This is a genomic window from Streptomyces caniscabiei, assembly GCF_014930365.1.
In the GTDB taxonomy this organism is placed as follows: Bacteria; Actinomycetota; Actinomycetes; order Streptomycetales; family Streptomycetaceae; genus Streptomyces; species Streptomyces caniscabiei.
In genome coordinates this window covers 305412-323144 of record NZ_JABXWI010000006.1, presented here as the reverse complement: position 1 = coordinate 323144, position 17733 = coordinate 305412, and the positions used below count along the sequence as shown (strand labels likewise).

7 protein-coding genes and 3 pseudogenes are annotated in these 17733 nt (G+C 69.2%); 2 read left to right on the top strand and 8 right to left on the bottom strand.

Annotated features, from left to right (window positions below; translation table 11 throughout):
- Positions 1–20 precede the first annotated feature (20 nt).
- On the top strand, positions 21–1127 hold the full coding sequence (locus HW837_RS18940; protein WP_193380940.1) for a threonine synthase: 1107 nt from the start codon (positions 21–23) through the stop codon (positions 1125–1127).
- Positions 1128–1159: 32 nt separating this feature from the next.
- Here the strand turns inward: HW837_RS18940 and HW837_RS18935 are convergent, their stop codons facing one another.
- From HW837_RS18935 to txtA, 7 genes and pseudogenes are all read right to left on the bottom strand, one after another.
- Complete coding sequence (locus tag HW837_RS18935) at positions 1160–1327, bottom strand: hypothetical protein (RefSeq protein WP_177262070.1); 168 nt, start codon at positions 1325–1327, stop codon at positions 1160–1162.
- Positions 1328–1689: 362 nt separating this feature from the next.
- Positions 1690–1869: pseudogene (locus HW837_RS18930) on the bottom strand (helix-turn-helix domain-containing protein); the annotation flags it as partial.
- 218 nt (positions 1870–2087) lie between these two features.
- On the bottom strand, positions 2088–3275 hold the full coding sequence (gene txtC, locus HW837_RS18925) for a thaxtomin biosynthesis cytochrome P450 TxtC (protein ID WP_010350601.1): 1188 nt from the start codon (positions 3273–3275) through the stop codon (positions 2088–2090).
- A 62-nt stretch (positions 3276–3337) separates the two neighbouring features.
- Positions 3338–3415, bottom strand: a pseudogene (locus tag HW837_RS49620) (BBE domain-containing protein); the annotation flags it as partial.
- 620 nt (positions 3416–4035) lie between these two features.
- Positions 4036–4233 (bottom strand): thaxtomin biosynthesis NRPS accessory protein TxtH, encoded by a 198-nt coding sequence (gene txtH, locus HW837_RS18915; RefSeq protein ID WP_010350602.1) that lies wholly within the window; start codon positions 4231–4233, stop codon positions 4036–4038.
- 89 nt (positions 4234–4322) lie between these two features.
- Positions 4323–8789, bottom strand: coding sequence for a thaxtomin non-ribosomal peptide synthetase TxtB (gene txtB, locus HW837_RS18910; RefSeq protein ID WP_010350604.1), 4467 nt, complete (start codon positions 8787–8789; stop codon positions 4323–4325).
- Positions 8790–8836: 47 nt separating this feature from the next.
- Positions 8837–13213 (bottom strand): thaxtomin non-ribosomal peptide synthetase TxtA, encoded by a 4377-nt coding sequence (gene txtA / locus HW837_RS18905; RefSeq protein ID WP_010350605.1) that lies wholly within the window; start codon positions 13211–13213, stop codon positions 8837–8839.
- 1569 nt (positions 13214–14782) lie between these two features.
- Here txtA and txtR point away from each other — a divergent pair.
- Positions 14783–15733 (top strand): cellobiose-binding transcriptional regulator TxtR, encoded by a 951-nt coding sequence (txtR, locus tag HW837_RS50065; RefSeq protein WP_223786355.1) that lies wholly within the window; start codon positions 14783–14785, stop codon positions 15731–15733.
- A gap of 577 nt (positions 15734–16310) precedes the next feature.
- Here txtR and HW837_RS48715 read toward each other — a convergent pair.
- Positions 16311–16568, bottom strand: a pseudogene (locus HW837_RS48715) (zinc ribbon domain-containing protein); the annotation flags it as partial.
- Positions 16569–17733 lie beyond the last annotated feature (1165 nt).

The window sequence follows — 17733 nt, the reverse complement described above, 5'->3', positions numbered from 1 at the left end:
ACCCGAACTAACCTGCGTTCATGACCCCTCTGCCGGATCGCTTCTGCCCGACGGACGGCACGCGCGTCGCCGCCGCCTCCCTCGCCTGGTGCTGCCCGGCCTGCCGCGGCCCCCTGGACCTGGACTTCGCCCCCACACCGGCCTCGCTGAAGTCCCTCTCCGGCCGGGTGAACTCGCTCTGGCGGTACGCGGAATGCCTCCCCCTGACGTCGCCCACGGTGTCGCTGGGCGAGGGCCGGACCCCGCTCGTCGAACTGCGGGAGGGTATCCGGGCCAAGCTGGACTTCCTGATGCCGACGCTGTCCTTCAAGGACCGGGGCGCGGTGCTCCTCGCCGAGCTGGCGCTGCGGCTCGGCCCCCGGCAGGTGATCGCCGACAGCAGCGGCAACGCGGGCACGGCGGTCGCCGCGTACTGCGCACGGGCCGCGCTGCCCTGCACGGTGTACGTCCCGGCCGGCACGTCGGACAAGAAGCTGGAGCAGATCGGGGCGCACGGCGCGCAGCTCCACCTCGTCGACGGCGACCGCGAGGCCACGGCCCGGGTGGCCCGCGAGGCGGCGGACGAGGACGGCGTCTTCTACGCCTCGCACGTCTACAACCCGTACTTCCTGCACGGCACCAAGACATACGTCCACGAACTGTGGGAGGACCTGGGTGGCCGCCTCCCCGAGGTGATCGTCGTACCGGTGGGCAACGGCACGCTGCTGCTGGGCGCGGCCCTGGCCGTCGCGGAACTGCACGCGGCGGGCCTCATCGACCGCCGCCCCGCCCTGTACGCCGTCCAGTCGGCCGCCGTCGCGCCGCTCGCCCATGCCTGGACCGAGGGCGCCGACGACCTCGTCGGGACGACTCCCACGGCACCCACCTTCGCCGAGGGCATCGCCATCCCCCGCCCGCCCCGGGCCCGCCAGATCCTCCGCGCCGTCCGCGACTCGGGCGGCGCCTTCCTCACCGTGACGGAGGACCAGATCCGCCATGCCCAGCGCGACCTGGCCTCCCGCGGCCTGTACGTCGAGTCCACGGGCGTGGCCTGCTGGGCGGCGGTGCGGGACGGAGCACTGGGGCCGCGCACGGCGGTGGTGCCGCTGTGCGGCGCGGGTGTGAAGACGGGGTTGGCGGGGGCCTGAAAACCACAGGTCCGGCGGGAGCCGGGGCGGGGTCAGTACGCCGCGTACAGCATCAGCGCGAGGAACCCCGCGCCGAGCGCCGTCAGCAGCATGTTGCCGCGCTTGTGCCCGAACCACAGCAACAGCGCTCCGGCGGCGACCGCCAGCACCCTGAACTCACCGTTGAACACGACGAACACACCGAGAATCGCCCATGCCACCCACATGTGGTCCCCCCTCCCCAGCCTGATGTGCAGCCTGATCTGCCGATCTGCTGAAGAACTGCCCACCCCGGGAGATCGACACCCCAAACCCGTACGTTCCCGACACGAATCAGCCGAAGACCGCCCCTCGAAGGGTCCACGTCCCCGTCGAGGTGCCGCGCACACAGCGGAAGGGGCCGGGCTCCTCCGAGCCCGGCCCCTTCCGGCCTGCGCGCTTGGCGTCAGTGACGTGGCGTCACGTCACCCGTTCAGACGTTGAAGCGGAACGTTAACAGTAAGGCTCTCACCTGCGTAAACGGGGTTCTGAGAGATTCCAGTCAGCACAGAATCAGCACGGCCCCCCGAGGACCGTCTTCTACCTCGACGGCGTCGACCACCGAGCCCTTGGCCGGACGCTCGCACTTCGGCGGCCGGTCGCTGGCCAATGCCCGCTTGACCGTGTTCTTCGAGATGCCCAGATGCCTCGCGATCGCCCGGACCTGCATCTGCTCGGCCCGGTGCAGCCTGCGAATCTCCGCCCAGTCCTCCACGCAGATCACCCTCTCCCTCCTGACCTCAGATCAAGATCAGGTTCGGGCGAAGATCACCAAGTGGGTCACTGTCGGCCCTCCGTGGCCCTGGCACTGATAGTGATCCAGAACCAGGATTCGAGCGACGCCGAGAGGCGGGCGCGCCGGTATGACCGCCCGCTGCGCTGCTCCCTCGGCCGACGCGTCGTAGGCACGTGACACTGGTGCTCGCCTCGCGGCAGGCCCGGTCACCAGGTCATGGGCAGCTCATGGATGCCGTAGGTGGCCATGTCGTGCCGGAACGGCAGGTCTTCCAGAGCGCAGGCGAGCCGCATGCCGGGCAGCCGTCGGATCACCGCGGGAATGGCCTCCTGGAGTTCGACTCGGGCCAGTGCCTGGCCGACGCACTGGTGGGGTCCGTAACCGAAGCCGACATGGGGCACGGACGGGCGGTCGAAGTCGAGTTCGTCCGGGTTCGGGAAGACACTCTCGTCCCGGTTGGCCAGGGGGAGCGCCGCCACCACCATCTGGCCGGCCCGCACCGTGACGCCGCCCACCTCGACGTCCTCGGTGGCGATCCTGCCCAGTCCGAGCTGCGAGACGGTGTGATAGCGCAGCAACTCCTCGACGAGCAGGGGTATCCGCTCCGGGTGTTCGTGGACGACGGAGAACTTCTCCGGCTGCAGTGCATAACTCACCAAGGACAGCGAGATGGTGCTGGCCGTCGTGTCGTAGCCCCCGACGATGAGCATGAGGATCACGCCGATGGTCTCGTGGAAGGTGAGCTGCTTCTCCTGGTACGGGCCCGTCACCAGGCGCCGGATCAGGCTGTCCTCGGGCAGTTCGGAGGGGTCCTGGACGAGCCCGCCGATGTACTCGCCGAGTGTCCGGAACACCTCGGCACCTTCGTCCTCGCTCCCCACCGCCGAGACCACGCCCTTGACGCATCGGGTGAGCAACGCGCGGTCCTCGGCCGGAATCCCCAGCAGCCGGAAGACGGTCGCGGACGCGACCGGTACGGCGAAGGCCTCGAGCATGTCCTGGGGAGGCGCGGTCTCGGCGAGCCCGTCGAGCACACCCTGGACGATCTCGCGGATCGCGGGGCGCAGCAGCTCGATGTGCTTGGGCAGGAACTCGCGTGCGATGGTGCCTCGCAGGCGCCGGTGATCAGGATTGTCGGTGCGTACGAACGGCGGTGCCGCGGCCTGCGACTGGAGCGTCGGAGTGAGTTCGGTGAAGTTGGGTCGGCGCGAGTCCGAGCTGAACCGCCTGTCCTGCAGCACGGTCCGCACATCCTCATACCCGGAGAACACGTGCGCCGGCGTGCCGTTCCACAGACCGACCTTCGCCACCGGGCAGGACTTGGCCTCCGGGTAGATGTGATAGGGCTCCAACGGCGAGTTCGCCGGGTCGACCTGGGTGGCCGGAGATTCCATGGTGTCGTTTCCTTTCCAAGACCGCAGGCCTGGGCCGTGCGGCGTCGTGACGGCGTCTCGCGTCATACCGCCTGGTCGAAACTGAAGAAGCGGTCCGGGTCACAGGCCGCCTTGACCCGGGAGAGCCGGGCGGCGTTGTCGCGGTAGTACTCACGTCAGTCCTGCAGGTCCGGCTCGGTGAATCCGCCGTAGGTGCCGTGCGACGCGGTCGGCTGCCCAACAAGTACTGCGCGTCCAGGTGCCAGGACGCCGTCGCGGCCGGGTCGACGCGGCCATCACACGCTCGTGACCGCTGCGCCCGCCGTCCGTGAACACGCCGAGGACGGCGTCTACGACAGAACCGGCGACGGGTGCGGAATGGAGGTCACCCTTGATGGCGGCGGAGCCGACACGTGGCAGGCGCGCTCCTTCCCGGGTGCCCACCCGATGGCAGGCACGAACCCTCGTCGGCACCTACGCCGGACTCGCCGGGTTTCCGGAAGGTCTCCAGCATCGCGCCGAGACAGTCCGTCTCCGTCGTCCGGCGTTCGGCTGGGTGGGGCACCGACGTGCCCCACCCAGCCGGTCCAGCACCGCCCAAGCGCTTCGCCCGGCCCCGGCCGGCCTTCGGGACCACCACCGGAGCCGGTGCGGCGTCGGTGCCGTACGAGACCATCGGCAGGGACACCACGTCCTCGGAATCGGCGGTCGCCCAGCCGAGCCAGCCGTAAACGGCCCGGTTCTCGGCGACCCGTGGCCCCGCTCGATGTTATTGGCCGGGTCATTCACGGACGGACGCCGGGCGCATGTCCGTCCATTCCTTCTCGATGTACTCAAGGGCGCTTCCGCGGGGGCTCGGCCCGCTCACGGAACGCCACCCGGAGGGGATGTCGGCGAAATTCGGCCAGAGTGAGAACTGGCCTTCCTCGTTGCGGAGCACATGGAACTGCCCGTCATGGTCGTCGAAGGGTGAGGGCACGGTGAATTTCTCCTAGTCGGCAAAGAGGGCCCGGCACCGGGAATTGACGGTGCTTTCGGTGGCTTTCGCGATGATTCGGGGTCGGACGGCTACGGCCGTGGTGAGAAGGCCCGCCGTTCCGGCTCGGTGAGGATGTCCAGGGTGTGAAGGCGTGCGTCCGGGTCGCGGACCGCGGCGGACAGCAGCAGGAGATACCGCTCCAGGAGCAGTTCGACTGTCTCCTGGGAGAAGAGGTCCGAGCTGTACTCGGTACGGCCGGTGAGGCCCTGGGCGAGGCCGGCGCTGTCCCGGCTCTCGTCCCAGTTGAACATCAGATCGAAGCGGGCCGTTCCGGTGTTCGGGGGCGGTTCGGGGGTGAGGGTGACGGAGTCGGCCCGATGGCCGTCGCCGGGCGGTGCGTGCAGGACGAGGGCCGTCTGGTAGAGCGGGTGACGTGCCGGGTGGCGTGCCGGGTTGACGCGATCCACCACCTGGTCGAACGGGACCTCCTGGTGGGTGAAGGCGTCGAGGTCCACGGCCCGGGTCCGAGCGAGCAGGGTGCGGAACGTCGGGTCGCCCGAGGTGTCGACGCGAAGGACGACACTGTTGGCGAACAGCCCGACGAGGTCGTCCAGCGCGGGGTCCGTGCGCGCCGCGGCAGCGGTGCCGACGACGATGTCGGTGCCGCCGCCCAGCCGGGTCAGCAGTGCCGCGAGCGCGGCGTGCAGCACCATGAAGAGCGTCGCGCCCGTCTCCCGCGCGCAGTTGAGCAGTTCCTGATGGAGGGAGGCTTCGACGTGGGTGTGGACGGTGCCGCCACGATAGGTAGGTCTGGCCGGACGGCTCCGGTCGGCCGGCAGCCGCGTCTCGACCGGAAGACCGCGCAGCGTCCGCTCCCAGAAGGCGAGCTGGCGCCCGAAGCCGCTGCCGCGGTCCTGCGCCTCGGCTGCTTGCTCGTTGTGCCATACGGCGTAGTCGCGATAGTGAACCGGCAGCGGCTGCCACTGCGGGGCCCGCTGCCCCAGCCGCGCCCGGTAGGCGTGCGCCAGGTCCGCCGTCAGGGGGGCCAGCGACCAGGCGTCCACGGTGATGTGGTGCATCAGGAGCAGGAGCGTGTACCGGTCCTGTCCGTGCCGGAACAGGCGTGCGCGCAGGGGAAGGTCCGTCCTGAGCTCGAAGGGTTCCGCCGCGGCCCGCGCCAGGTGGCCGGCCAGACGGTCTTCGGCGGCGTCGGTCTCATGAAGGACCACCGCGGCGTCCTCGGGGGCGAGGACCCGTTGGCGGGGGCCGTCACCGTCATCGGGGAAGACGGTACGCAGGGGTTCGTGACGAGCCACGACGTCATCGAGTGCGGTCCGCAGCGCCCCGGTGTCCACCCGGCCCGTGATCCGCAGGCAGTACGGCACGTTGTAGATCCGGCTCGCGGGTCCGCCGAGTTGGTTGATGAACCACATGCCGTACTGGCTGTGCGAGAGCGGCACCGCCGCGTGGTTCTCGTCGCGGCAGAGCAACAGCGGGCGGAGCCTGCTCGCCGGAGCGGTACGCCCGGCCAGGCCCTCGACGGTCGGTGTCTCGAAGATCCAGGCGATCGGAACATCGACTTCGAGGTGTTTCGCGATACGGCCGACGAGGCGCGTGGCCAGTAGCGAGTTGCCGCCCAGGGCGAAGAAGTCGGCGTCCCTCGGCACCCCGGGCAGGCCGAGCACATCGGCGAAGAGATTGGCGAGGATCTCCTCGCGCGGAGTGCGGGGCGCCTGCCCGTCAGCCCGCGGGAACAGGGCGGGACGGGGCAGCGCCGTGCGGTCGAGCTTGCCGTTGACGGTGAGGGGGAGCGACGCGATGCGTACCACGGCGCTGGGCCGCAGGTACGCGGGGAGCCTGGCGGCCAGATAGCCGGGGAGCTTGCCCATCAGGGCGTTGCCGGTCCGGTGCGTGGTCGGCTGGTTGGCGTGGTCACCGGGCGACGTCCTGCCGCTGTCGGCGGACTCCGCCAGCGGGACGGCGCCCGGTTCACCGCCCACGGGTGTGAAACAGGCGTCCAGTCGCGTGGGGTCCTGCGCCGACCACGTGAGGTGGACCTCGCAGCCGGCGCCCCCGCCCAGGGCGTGCAGTTCCTCGGGGTCGATCCCTGCCGCCGGTTCTTGCAGCAACCGCAACGGCTCGTCGAGCGACCGGGCCGTGGTCAGCGCCGTCGCGGCCGATGCCTCACCGAGGATCCGGCTGTTCGGCACGCCGCGCAGCAGCAGCGACGTGCGGGTGCGGGCCAGCAGGCCGGACAACTCCTGCAGTCCGCTGACATCCGTGCCCCAGGTCAGTGTCTGCGCGTCCGGCGCAGCGGTACCGGTTTCCACCGGCTCCTTGATGAGCACCGCGTCGTACCGGTAGCGGGTCAGTTCGTTGTGGTGCGTGCCGCGCTGCACCGCTGTGCGTACCCCGCGGAGCTGCGGGATCCACCGGGGTACCGCGGCGAAGAACGCGGGGTCGAGGAGCAACTCCTTCTCATCCACCAGGTCCTGCTCGACCGCCGCGCGGACGGCGGAGGCAGAGGCTTCCCGCCGGGTGGCGGAGCGCAGCCGGACGGCGCTGCGCAGCGGGCGCAGCAGACGCAGGTGCCGGATGTCGCCGACGAACACCCGGCCGCCCGGCGCCAGCAGGCGTGCCGCCTCGCGCAGGACGCTCACCAGGTAGTCGGCCGACGGAAAGTACTGGATCACCGAGTTGAGGACAACGGTGTCGAAGTACCCCTCGGGGAGGCCGGGGAGGTCGTGTGCGGGACCGTGCAGCAGGTGGACCTTCTCCCGCAGCACCGGGTCGACGTCCACCTTCTTGCCGAGTGTCTCGATCACCTCGGCGGAGAAGTCGGTGGCCCAGTACGCCTCGCAGTCACCGGCGAGGCGGGACAGCAGCAGCCCGGTGCCCACGCCGATCTCCAGTACCCGGCGCGGTCGCAGGGCACGGATGCTGTCGACCGTGGCGTCCCGCCAGGCTTGCATCTGAGGCACGGGAATGGGCTCGCCGTCGTAGGTGCTGTTCCAGCCGCTGAAGTCCTCCCCCAGGGGGAGCGCTCCCACTGCGCTGTAGACCTCGTCGTAGAGCCGTTGCCATTCCTCGACGTGCTCCGAGGTGGTGTCGTCGGCCTGCCGCACGGCCGGGTGGTCCGGCACGACATAGGCGACGAGCCTCTGGTCTCCCGGAGTGTCCTCCCGGACCACCACCGCGGCCTGCGCGACCTCGGGATGGTCGCGCAGCACGGCTTCGACCTCGCCGGGCTCCACTCGGAAACCCCGTATCTTCGCCTGGTCGTCGACCCGGCCCACGAACTCCAGTTGCCCGTCGTCACGCACCCTCACCCGGTCGCCGGTCCGGTACATCCGCTCGCCCGGCGTCCCGAAGGGGTCGGCCACGAACCGCTCGGCGGTCAGCGCGGGCCGCCCCAGGTACCCGCGGGCCAGCCCCGCTCCGGCGATGTGGATCTCTCCGACCGCTCCCGGCGGTACCGGCCGGAGCCGCTCGTCGAGGACGTGGATGCGGGTGTCCGAGAGCGGACGGCCGATGGGCGGGATGCCTGCCCCGGCCAACGGTCCGCTCATGGTCGCGGAGACGGTCGATTCGGTCGGTCCGTACGCGTTCACCAGCAGCCGGCCCGGCGACCAGCGGCGCACCAGCTCGCTGTTGCAGGCCTCGCCCACATTGACGACGGTGGCCCCGGCGGGCAGAGCGCCGTCCGGCAGGGCGGCGAGCGTGGAGGCCGGCAGGGTGAAGTGGGTGATGCCCTCCTCGGCGGCGAGCGCACTGAACTCCGGTCCGGGCAGGAGCCGTTCACGCGGTGCGACCACCAGCGTGGCGCCAGTGAGCAAGGCCATCGACACGTCCCAGAAGGCGCCGTCGAAACTCGGCGAGGAAAAGAGCAGCAACCGGCTGGACGGCCCGATCCCCAGGTCCCGCGCATGGCTGCCCACCAGGCTGGCGATGCCGTGGTGGGTGAGGACCACTCCTTTGGGAGTACCGGTGGAACCCGAGGTGTAGATGACATAGGCCGGATGCCGGGTCCGGAGCGGGGCGCCGCGTTCGTCGTCCGCCACATCCGCCGCGGAGCAGTCGGCCAGGGTCCGTACGACGGCCGGGTCGTCCAGCACCACCGTGCGGGAGGCCGCCTCGGCCGGCAGCTCGGGCTCGATGTCACTCCTGGTCAGCACCAGCATGGGAGCGGCGTCGGCGAGCATGAACGCCAGCCGCTGCGGAGGATAGTCCGGATCCATCGGGAAGTAGCCGGCGCCCGATTTCAGTACGGCCGCCACGGCCACCACGAAGTCGGTCGAGCGCGGCAGGGCGAGACCGACCAGGCTCTCCGGGCCGGCGCCACGTGCGATGAGCAACCTGGCGAGGCGGTTGGCCCGCCGGTTCAGTTCGGCGTAACTCAGCCGCTCGCTCGCGGAGTTGATCGCGGTGGATTCGGGGGCGGCGTCGACACGGGCTTCGAAGAGCCGTCCCCATAGGCCGGGGGTGAACTCGGGGCCGGCCTGGGCCCCGGCGGGCGAGGCCGTGGTGCGGCTTCGCCCCGGCGGCAGCATGGACATCGAGTGGACCTCACAGATGATGGGATCGGACGGGCTGGCCCTGGGAGTCACTGCAGTGGGAGGTCCTGGACGCGGAGATCGGGATCCTTCAACAACAGGGACAGCACGACTTCGTACTGCTGGGCGAGCCGGACGACCGTGTCGTCGCGCAGCAGCCCGCTCTGGTACTGGATGTGGCTGCGCAGCGTCCCGCCGTCCGCGGCGGAGGCCAGATGCTCCACGGTCCACAGCACCGGATAGCGGGCGGATTCGCTCGCCGGCCGTGGGCCGGGACTGATGGTGAGGCCCGGCAGGTCGGCCGGCGGAGCTGCGACCGTGCGCAGGACGAGTGACACCTGGGGCGGTGGCACGTCGGCCAGGCGCTCGAAGAGCAGGTCCTGGTGGGCATAGGCACCGAGATCGGTCACGCGGACCCGGTCCAGCAGTTCGCGGAAGGTGGGGTTGCCCGACGTGTCGGTGCGCAGCGCCAAGGTGTTGGCGAAGAGGCCCACCAGCGGTTCGAACTGGGTGTCGGTCCGGCCGGCCACCGCGGTCACGACGGTGACGTCCCCTCCTGCTCCCCTGCGGGCGAGCAGTGCGACGAGCGCGGCGTGCAGGATCATGAAGACGGTGACACCGTGCTCACGGGCCGCGGCTGTCAGCACCCGGTGGCCGCCGACTTCGAGCGGAAGATCGAGGGACCTGCCGGCAAAGTCCTGCTGGGCCGGCGCCGGGCTGTCGGTCTCCAGGACCGGCCTGTCGTCGGCACCGTGCAGCGTCTTCCTCCAGTACTCCGCCTGGCGCAGCGCGACGTCGCTCGGGTCGTCCGTGGCGCCGAGCAGCCGGCGCTGCCAGGCGACGTAGTCGAGGTAGCCGAAGGACAGCGGCTCCCACTGTGGTGCGCGCCCCTCGGTCCGGGCGCGGTAGGCGCGGACCAGGTCCTCCAGCAGGGGGCCGAAGGACCAGCCGTCGGCGGCGATGTGATGCATGACCAGCAGCAGTACGGACTCGTCCGGGCCGAGCGTGAACAGTACGGCCCGCAGCGGGATCTCGGTCTCGAGGTCGAAGTGGCGGCGGGCGGCGTGCGCGAGATCCTCTGACAGCCGCTCGGGCGTGGTCCTGGTCTCCGTCCATGGGATGTCGTCCGCGGTGGCTTCCGTGATCACCGCACACGGACCGCTGCCGTCGTCCTGGACGAGCGTGCGCAGCGGAACGTGCCGGGTGACGACATCGGCGAGGGCGGCGCGCAGTGCCTCGGCGTCGACGGCACCGGTCAGCCGCTGCGACAGCGGCACGTTGAACATGTCGCGACACAGGCTTCGGCGGTACTCGTGCCACATCTGCATCTGCTGGGCCGACAACGGCGCCGTGCTGCCGGAGGCGTACTCGCTCGGCACGGGCAGCGGCCTGGCCTCGTCCCCCGCGTCGAAGCGGGCGGCGAGCGCGCCGACGGTGGGCGACTCGAACAGCCACGACAGCGGCATCTCGGTGTTCAGGCGCCGCCGGACCTCGGCGGCGAGTCGGGTGGCCAGCAGGGAGTTGCCGCCGACGGCGAAGAAGTCGCTGTCGGCTGTGACGTCGGCTGTCGCGAGTACGTCGGCGAAGATCGCCGCCAGTACCTCCTCGCGGGCGGTCCTGGGCGGACGTCCCGAGGCATGGGCGGCGCGCCGCGGCCGGGGCAGGGCGCCGCGGTCGAGCTTTCCGTTCACCGTGACCGGCAGCCTGTCGAGCGGGACGAAGACCTCCGGGACCATGAAGGCCGGCAGCTTCGCCGCGACCTGCCCGGGAAGAGAGGCCATCGTCTGGGAGTCGGGGCGGGCGAACGCCGGCCTGTTGGTGAACCGGGCCGGGGAGAAACCGTCCGGCTCCGCGTCGGTCCGGGGGGCGGGACGCGGCACGAGCGCTCCGGCGCGTGTGAAGGAAGCGTCGATCAGGGCGTCGTCCTCGGACGACCAGGTGCAGTCGACCCGGTAGCCCAGTTCCGCGCCCAGCCGGCGCAGGTCCTCCGGTGCCACGCCCGCCGGAGCCTGCCCCAGGGACAGCACCTCGTGCAGGGGGCGCCGGTCGAACAGCGCGAGTGTCGCGGCATGCTCGCCGGCCACCCGGCCGTTGGGGATCCCGGTGACGCACAACCGCTCCGGTTTCCCACGACGCAGCCGATCGGCGACGTCGGCCAGGCTCGCCATCTCGCCGTCCCACCGCAGTCGCACGACCGGCCCCGCGTCGTCCGTGGGCCCGGTGTCATCGGCAGGCCCGGCATGCTTGCGCAGCACCACCTCGTAGCGATAGCGGCTGAGTTCGTTGTCGTACCCGCCCCGTTTGAGCGTGCACGACTCCAGCGTCATGCCGGGCAGCGCGCCGACGGCCGTCGTGAAGAACTCCGGGTCCACGAGCAGTTCCTTCTCCTGCGCCATGGCCCGGTCGATCGCCGCGCAGACCGTCTGCGGAGTGTCGGTGTGCGTGGCCGCCGCCAGCAGCCCCCCGGCGTGGAAGGTGCGCAGCAGACGAAGGTTACGGACGTCGCCGAGGAACACCGCGCCCCCGGGTACCAGGAGCCGGGACACCTCGCGCAGTAGGTCGAACAGGTAATCGCCTGAGGGAAAGTACTGGATCACGGAGTTGAGCACGACGGTGTCGAAGCCGCCGCTGGGCAGACTCCCCAGCTCATGGGCGGAGAGCTGATGCAGGACGACCCGGTCCGCGAGGCCGGGGCGCTCGGCGACCTGCCCGCGCAGCCGCTCGATCAGGGCCCCGGAGATGTCGGTGCCCCAGTAGCTTTCGCAGTCACCCGCCAGCTGCGAGAGCAGCAGACCGGAACCGCAGCCGATCTCCAGTACGCGGCGCGGAGCCAGTTCGCGGATCTGCCGCACGGTCTGCTCACGCCATTCGCGCATCCCCTCGATCGGCCGCCCGCCATAACTGCTCACCCAGCCGGAGAAGTCCTCGCCGAAGTCGGCGGTGTCGGCTCGGCCGTACAGATCGTCGTAGAGCCGTCGCCAGGCATCGAGTTGACCGTCCGGTTCCTCGCCGGCCGCCTCGTCGGCGGCCGCGTTCTCGGGTATGACGTAGGCGGCGAGGTATGGCTCTCCGGGCCGGTCCTCACGCAGGACGACGGCGGCCTGCCGGACCCCGCGGCACCCGGCGATGACGGATTCGATCTCGCCCGGCTCGATACGGAAGCCGCGTACCTTGACCTGGTCGTCCGCCCTGCCGACGAACTCCAGGTCTCCTGAACGGGTCCAGCGGCCGAGGTCACCGCTGCGGTACATACGGCTGCCGGCCGGGCCGAAGGGGTCCGCCACGAACCGCTGCGCGGTCAGACCCGGCCGCTCGAGGTACCCGCGTGCCAGGCTGTGCCCCGCGATGTAGATCTCGCCGACCGCTCCCGGCACAACCGGTGCGAGGCGGTCGTCGAGGACATGGATCCGGGTGCCGTCCACCGCCCGGCCGACCGGCGGCGCCACGTCGTCGGCCAGCGGATCGCTCATGGTGGCGCAGACGGTGGACTCCGTCGGGCCGTAGGCGTTCACCATCGTCCGGTGCGGGCGCCAGCGCTGCACGAGAGCCGCCGGGCACGCTTCGCCCGCGACGACCAGCGTCACGCTCGGAGGCAGCATGTCGGGGCCCAGCGCACCCGCGACCGAGGGCGGGAGAGTGACATGAGTGACTCCGTGGTCCGCGATCAACGCGGCCAGTTCGGCGTCGGGCAGCAGCCGCCCCGGCCTGCCGACCACGAGCGCGGCCCCGGCCAGCAGCGCCATCGACATCTCCCAGAAACTGGCGTCGAAACTCGGGGACGAGAAGGCGAGCACGCGTGAGGCGCCGGTGACGGCGAGGCGACGACGCTGGGTCGCGATCAGGCTCGCGACGCCTTGGTGGGTGACGACGACTCCCTTGGGGATCCCCGTGGAGCCGGAGGTGTAGATGATGTAGGCGGGACTCGCGGGGCGCAGTGGCTCCAAACGTTCCCCGTCCTCCATGTCGTGGTCCGGCAGACGGCGCAGTACGTCCTCGGTGGCCTCGTCGTCCAGTACCACGAGGCTGCCGGTGGGCAGCTGGCCCAGAAGGTCGCCCCGGACGTCCGACGTCGTCACCAGCACCACGGGTGCTGCGTCCCGGGCCATGAAGGACAGTCGCTCCACGGGGTAGTTCGGATCCAGCGGCAGGTACGCGGCCCCGCACTTGAGCACGGCCGTCGCGCACAGGAAGAAGTCCGCGGACCTGCCCAGCACCAGCCCGACCGACCGCTCCGGCCCGGCGCCGAGGTACTTCAGCCACCGGGCGAGCCGGTTCGCACGGGCATTGAACTGCGCGTACGTGAGCGCCGTGTCCCCGGCGACGAGCGCGATGGCGTCAGGTGTGTCGGCCACCCGCGCTTCGAGGAGACTCGGCCACGTCGTGGCGAGCGCTCCCTCCGGGAGATCTTCACCGGTCAGGTGCGACACAGGTATCCGTTCCTCTCTGTCGTCGAGCCGCCCGTGGGCGCGCTCAAGCCGATGGCATGGAAAGCGGAAGCAGGGGAGGGGAAAGACGTCGGGCCTACGTGGGGCCGAGTGGCGCCAGGAGTGGTGAGCGACGACGGTTCGGGGGGCCACGGGGTACGGGTGCCGGCTTCTCCTACGAGAACCCGAGCCACCGCGTGCGGCCGACGGGCCGCCGGATCGAGAAGCGGTTGCAGGAGAACCGTTCTCAGAATGTCTTGTCCGTCCCGATGAAGCAGGTGTCGTAGCACCGGGAATCCCCCTGTGAATGGTTCTCGCACGTTGGAACATAAGCATCATGGGGTTGTTTCCGCGGCGCAGTCTTGTCGGTCAGTGACCGCGTCGTTGCCTCTGGACGCCAGGCTTCCGTTTGCAGCGGGAGCTACTGCGAGGAGGCCACGTGCCGACGATCCAGCGGGGTCGGGCAACGGTGAGGTGGTGATCCGCGCCCGGGGTCCTGCAGCCCCCGCCACCTCGCAAAATTTCGACAAACAAATTCGACACAGGAAGACCAGACTTCCGCGACCGGAGGAAAGCGCAGGGAGCTGCCTGTGACTTCCCGCATCGGCAGCGCTCGCGCTCGACGACTCCGTCCGTCCGGCGGGCCGTCGCCTCAGTCAACCACCCCGGCGTAGCGAGTGAGTGCAGTTGAGCGGATAGCTGGTGAGGTAAACCCAACGGGCGAGTTCGATGAACGCACGTACGGCTGCGCCGACAATCCCGCAGGTGGCTTGCGCACCGCCCGCCAAGACAATGCTCCTGTGTGCGCACCCTCAGGAGCCAACACACAACTCCGGTCAATCAGTAGGTACTTGACTGGACTGCCACCCGCAGGGCACTGTCAATAAGCGGGAGCGCTCCCACAGCGCTCTCTTGTACAGCGCAGCACCTCCTGATGAGCAGTGACGGACTCGCACGGACTCAGTAAGCGAAGACGCGCACGGCCCCTTCCCCTTACGGCCGTTCGTGGCCTCGTGATGAGTGAGGAAAACCTGATGGACAAATTTGCCTCGGACAGACCTGGAAACCCGATCGCGGCGACGGAGTTTCTCTCTCCGCACTGTTTCCGGAGGCGCTGGCCACGGCATGGAGAAACGGGGCGCGACCGTTACGGCCACCCTGGCCCGGGCGGCGGCATGCCGTGCGAGCGAGGCTCGCTCGGGCGTCGCCACGGACTCCGGCGCAGGAGCGTTTATGCGGTGCGATGCAGTGACCCGGGTGACTGCCTGACGCCAGCCGGCGGAGACGGCTGGCCACAGGCCTGTCAGATCGCACCTCCCCTCGGTCGACGCAGCGGGTGAGCAAGTCACCCAACGTGGATCCGAGGGTCCACGCACCCACGATGGAGACGTCCGCAGCGGAATGTCAGCACACCTGACCCGTCTGCGGCGCGCGAGGAGCATCGATCGCACCCGCGGGTTGTGACCAGGATTCTCCCGCCTCCGGCGCCAGACCCGATTGACCTGGTAGTTGAAATTTCAATCAAACTAAGCGGGTGAACGACTGGGTTCGTTCCTTGCGGAGGATCTCGCCGTGGCCTGTTCTGAACTGTTTGTCGCGCTCGGAGCCGAGAAGGGGGAAGCATCTTGCTTCACTCGATTTCCGGCCGACGCGCCGAGCGCAAGGTACTGCCTTTTGTCGAGCTCAGGCATGCAGATAAAATCTTTCAAGGCCGGCGGGGTCAAGGTGACGATCATAGATTCCGGTCCAGCCGTCATCGAGTTCGAGGCAATCAACTCGGAGGCGGCCTTGACGCCGCAGAGAACAGTCATATGCGTACTGTCAGGAATGGCGTTCATCGCTGGTACCGGAAACGGTACGGAGATCGACGCGGGGACGCTGGTTATGACGGACGGCGACGTTCCCTTTTCGATGAATGTGCCCGTTGCTTCGCGACTCCTCGTACTGCGTTTCGCCGACGAAGCGAAGGATGGACTCCCGGTGTCGCCTCGGGGGACTTTTATCGTGACGGATGCTGCCAAGGGTCCCGGATCCGGATTTCTTTTTTCGTTCTTGAATACCCTGGCTGTGGAGATGATGAAAACCGATGGGATTCTGTCCTCGTATATGGAGGAGGTCGTGCGCATCCTGGCGATCTCCGCGACGCGAATCGCATATGCCGAGCTCGGAAAGCATTACTCTGGGGGATGCGATCCACTTCTGATCGCGGTTCAGGAGTCGATCGACCGGCAGTTGGCCGACCCCGAGATCAGCCCGGCGACCCTCGCGGCCGAACACAACATATCGGTGCGTCAGTTACATCGAGTTTTCGGACCGATCGGGGAAAGCGTCATGAGCTATGTCAAACGCCGTCGCCTGGAGCGTTTCGCATGCGATCTGAGGGATCCGAGCCTGGGGCACCGGAAGATCAATGAGCTGGCGGCGGACTGGGGGATGCTGGATGCCGCGATGCTGAGCAGACACTTCCGCTGCGCCTACGGAATGTCGCCCCGCGATTACCGGAAGCAGCACTGTTTCACCTGAAACGGCGAGGGCATGACGGCGGCAGGGACGACGTGTCGCCCACGGTTCGGCACGGGGTTCCCGGCGCCACCCCGGCCCGAGAAAGGACCAGGGCCCCGAAACGTGGTCGTGGACGAGCCGAGTCAGCACGGTCCCGGCACGGGAGGCCTGCCCCCGCACCATGCAGCTCAGACGCCACCACACGACACACCTCGGTCACTCCACCGGGCCGAAGGGGAGCGTCCTGGTCACCGGAGTGCCGACGCCGCACCTCCTCGCGTGCGCTCTTCGGTCGCCCACCCGGGACGTGCCCGCACTGCGCGAAGCATCGGACACCGTGGACGCCTCCACCGGCACGCACGCAACTTACGAGCACTCCTGGCCAGGTGATGTGACTTGCACCTCGGGCTGAAGCCGGAGGGTTCCCGCCTTCTCGATCGTTGCTGTGCCACTACGCGGCCCGGGGCTAGGCGGCACGGATCGATGGCCCTGGGCACAGCCGTCATGCAGCTCATGCACTGCCGACCGCCTGCGGGCCGGTCGCGAACTCCCGCCACATCACACAGCCTTCGGTGTCCCACGTTGCGGGGCTGCGCGGTCAGTAGGGCGTAACTGCGACTCGGTCAGGGGATCCCCATGGATCCGCATCTCGACTGCTACGGCAACTCCCTCGCGGCCTGGAGCAGGTCTGGGAGGTCGGTGTGAACCGGCCGATCCTGACCAGGGTGCGGCCGTACCGTTCCGCTTTGTACTCCAGCATGCTGAGGAACGATGGCCACCCGGCGTCGTGCACGGACTTGGTCAGCTTCGTGCGGGCCAGTCCCGCCACCGACAGGTCCTCCACGGCGATCCCTTGGTCATCACCCGGCAGCCGGCCGGCGCCTACCAGGTGGGCCGGTTCGGCGGAGCCGGAGGGCCTGGCCCGGCCGGATACACACGGTGAGTGCCTTCGGTGCCAGGTCTCAGGCCGGAAGGTTCCGGCGGTCGCGTCCGGAACACCTCGTCCGCGACCGCCGGCCTGTGCAGGGCGACCAGCGGCGACTTCCCCGGCGGCGGGCCGGGCAGAAGGGCGGAACGAGCCACGACGGCACGGACCAACTCGACCCAGGAGAGCCCGGTCTGCGGGTCGGCCGGGGAAAGTGCGGCCGGACTGCGGCTTGCGTGTTCCCAGGCTGAGCCGGTCCATCGACATCCGGCGTCTCAGACGCTACGTCACCCGTGAGATATACGGTCAGATGCAACCGCCACCTTCCTCGCCGCCTCGTCTTCTGCCGCCTGCCGCAACATCGGGGCATCCTGAACGTTCATCTCGCTTATGGAATGCGGCAGTTCATCGCCCGGCAGGACTGGCCGACCCGCTACCGGCTGGTCTCCTACGCACCCGGCCTCAACCCGGCGGAAGGCTTCTGGTCGCCGCTGCGGTCCCGCACCGCTTTCACCACTCTCCGAGCACCTCAGCCGGACCATCGAAACGGAATGAGGAAATCCGGTATGTTTCCCACTCATCGACGGATGCCTCGCCGGAACCGGTCCGTCCCTCACGCCAACGACCTCACAAGCTCAGTCGCTGTCAGGACGAGGGAAAACCTCCAATTCCCTCCCGGCTTTACCGGGATATGACAAGGCGCCTCGTGGTGCGGCAGCTTTCGTCGGCACCTCGCGCCATGCGCAGGTCCCCTGTCCGCGAAGGTATCGAAAGGTGCATAGCGGAACTGGCATCCAACAGCTAAGGATCAGTCACCGATCGACAAGATTTCGTCGGGGATGCCTATCCATGATGAAGGTGTGCCGGCGCACGATCTTCAAGAGAGAGGAATTCCGGTGCCACGGCGCCTCCGTCACCAGGACAGGCAACACATGTGAGCGTGGTTCTCCTGTGGGCCGCTTCTTGATCCAGCAGCCCCGTTGCTCGCACGCAGTAGCTCAGGTCCTCGTCGGAGAAGCCGATCTCCGCGCCGAACGGCACCTGCGAATCACCGCCGCTCGCCACAGGATTCCTCCGCTCCGTGGCCGGGCTCGCC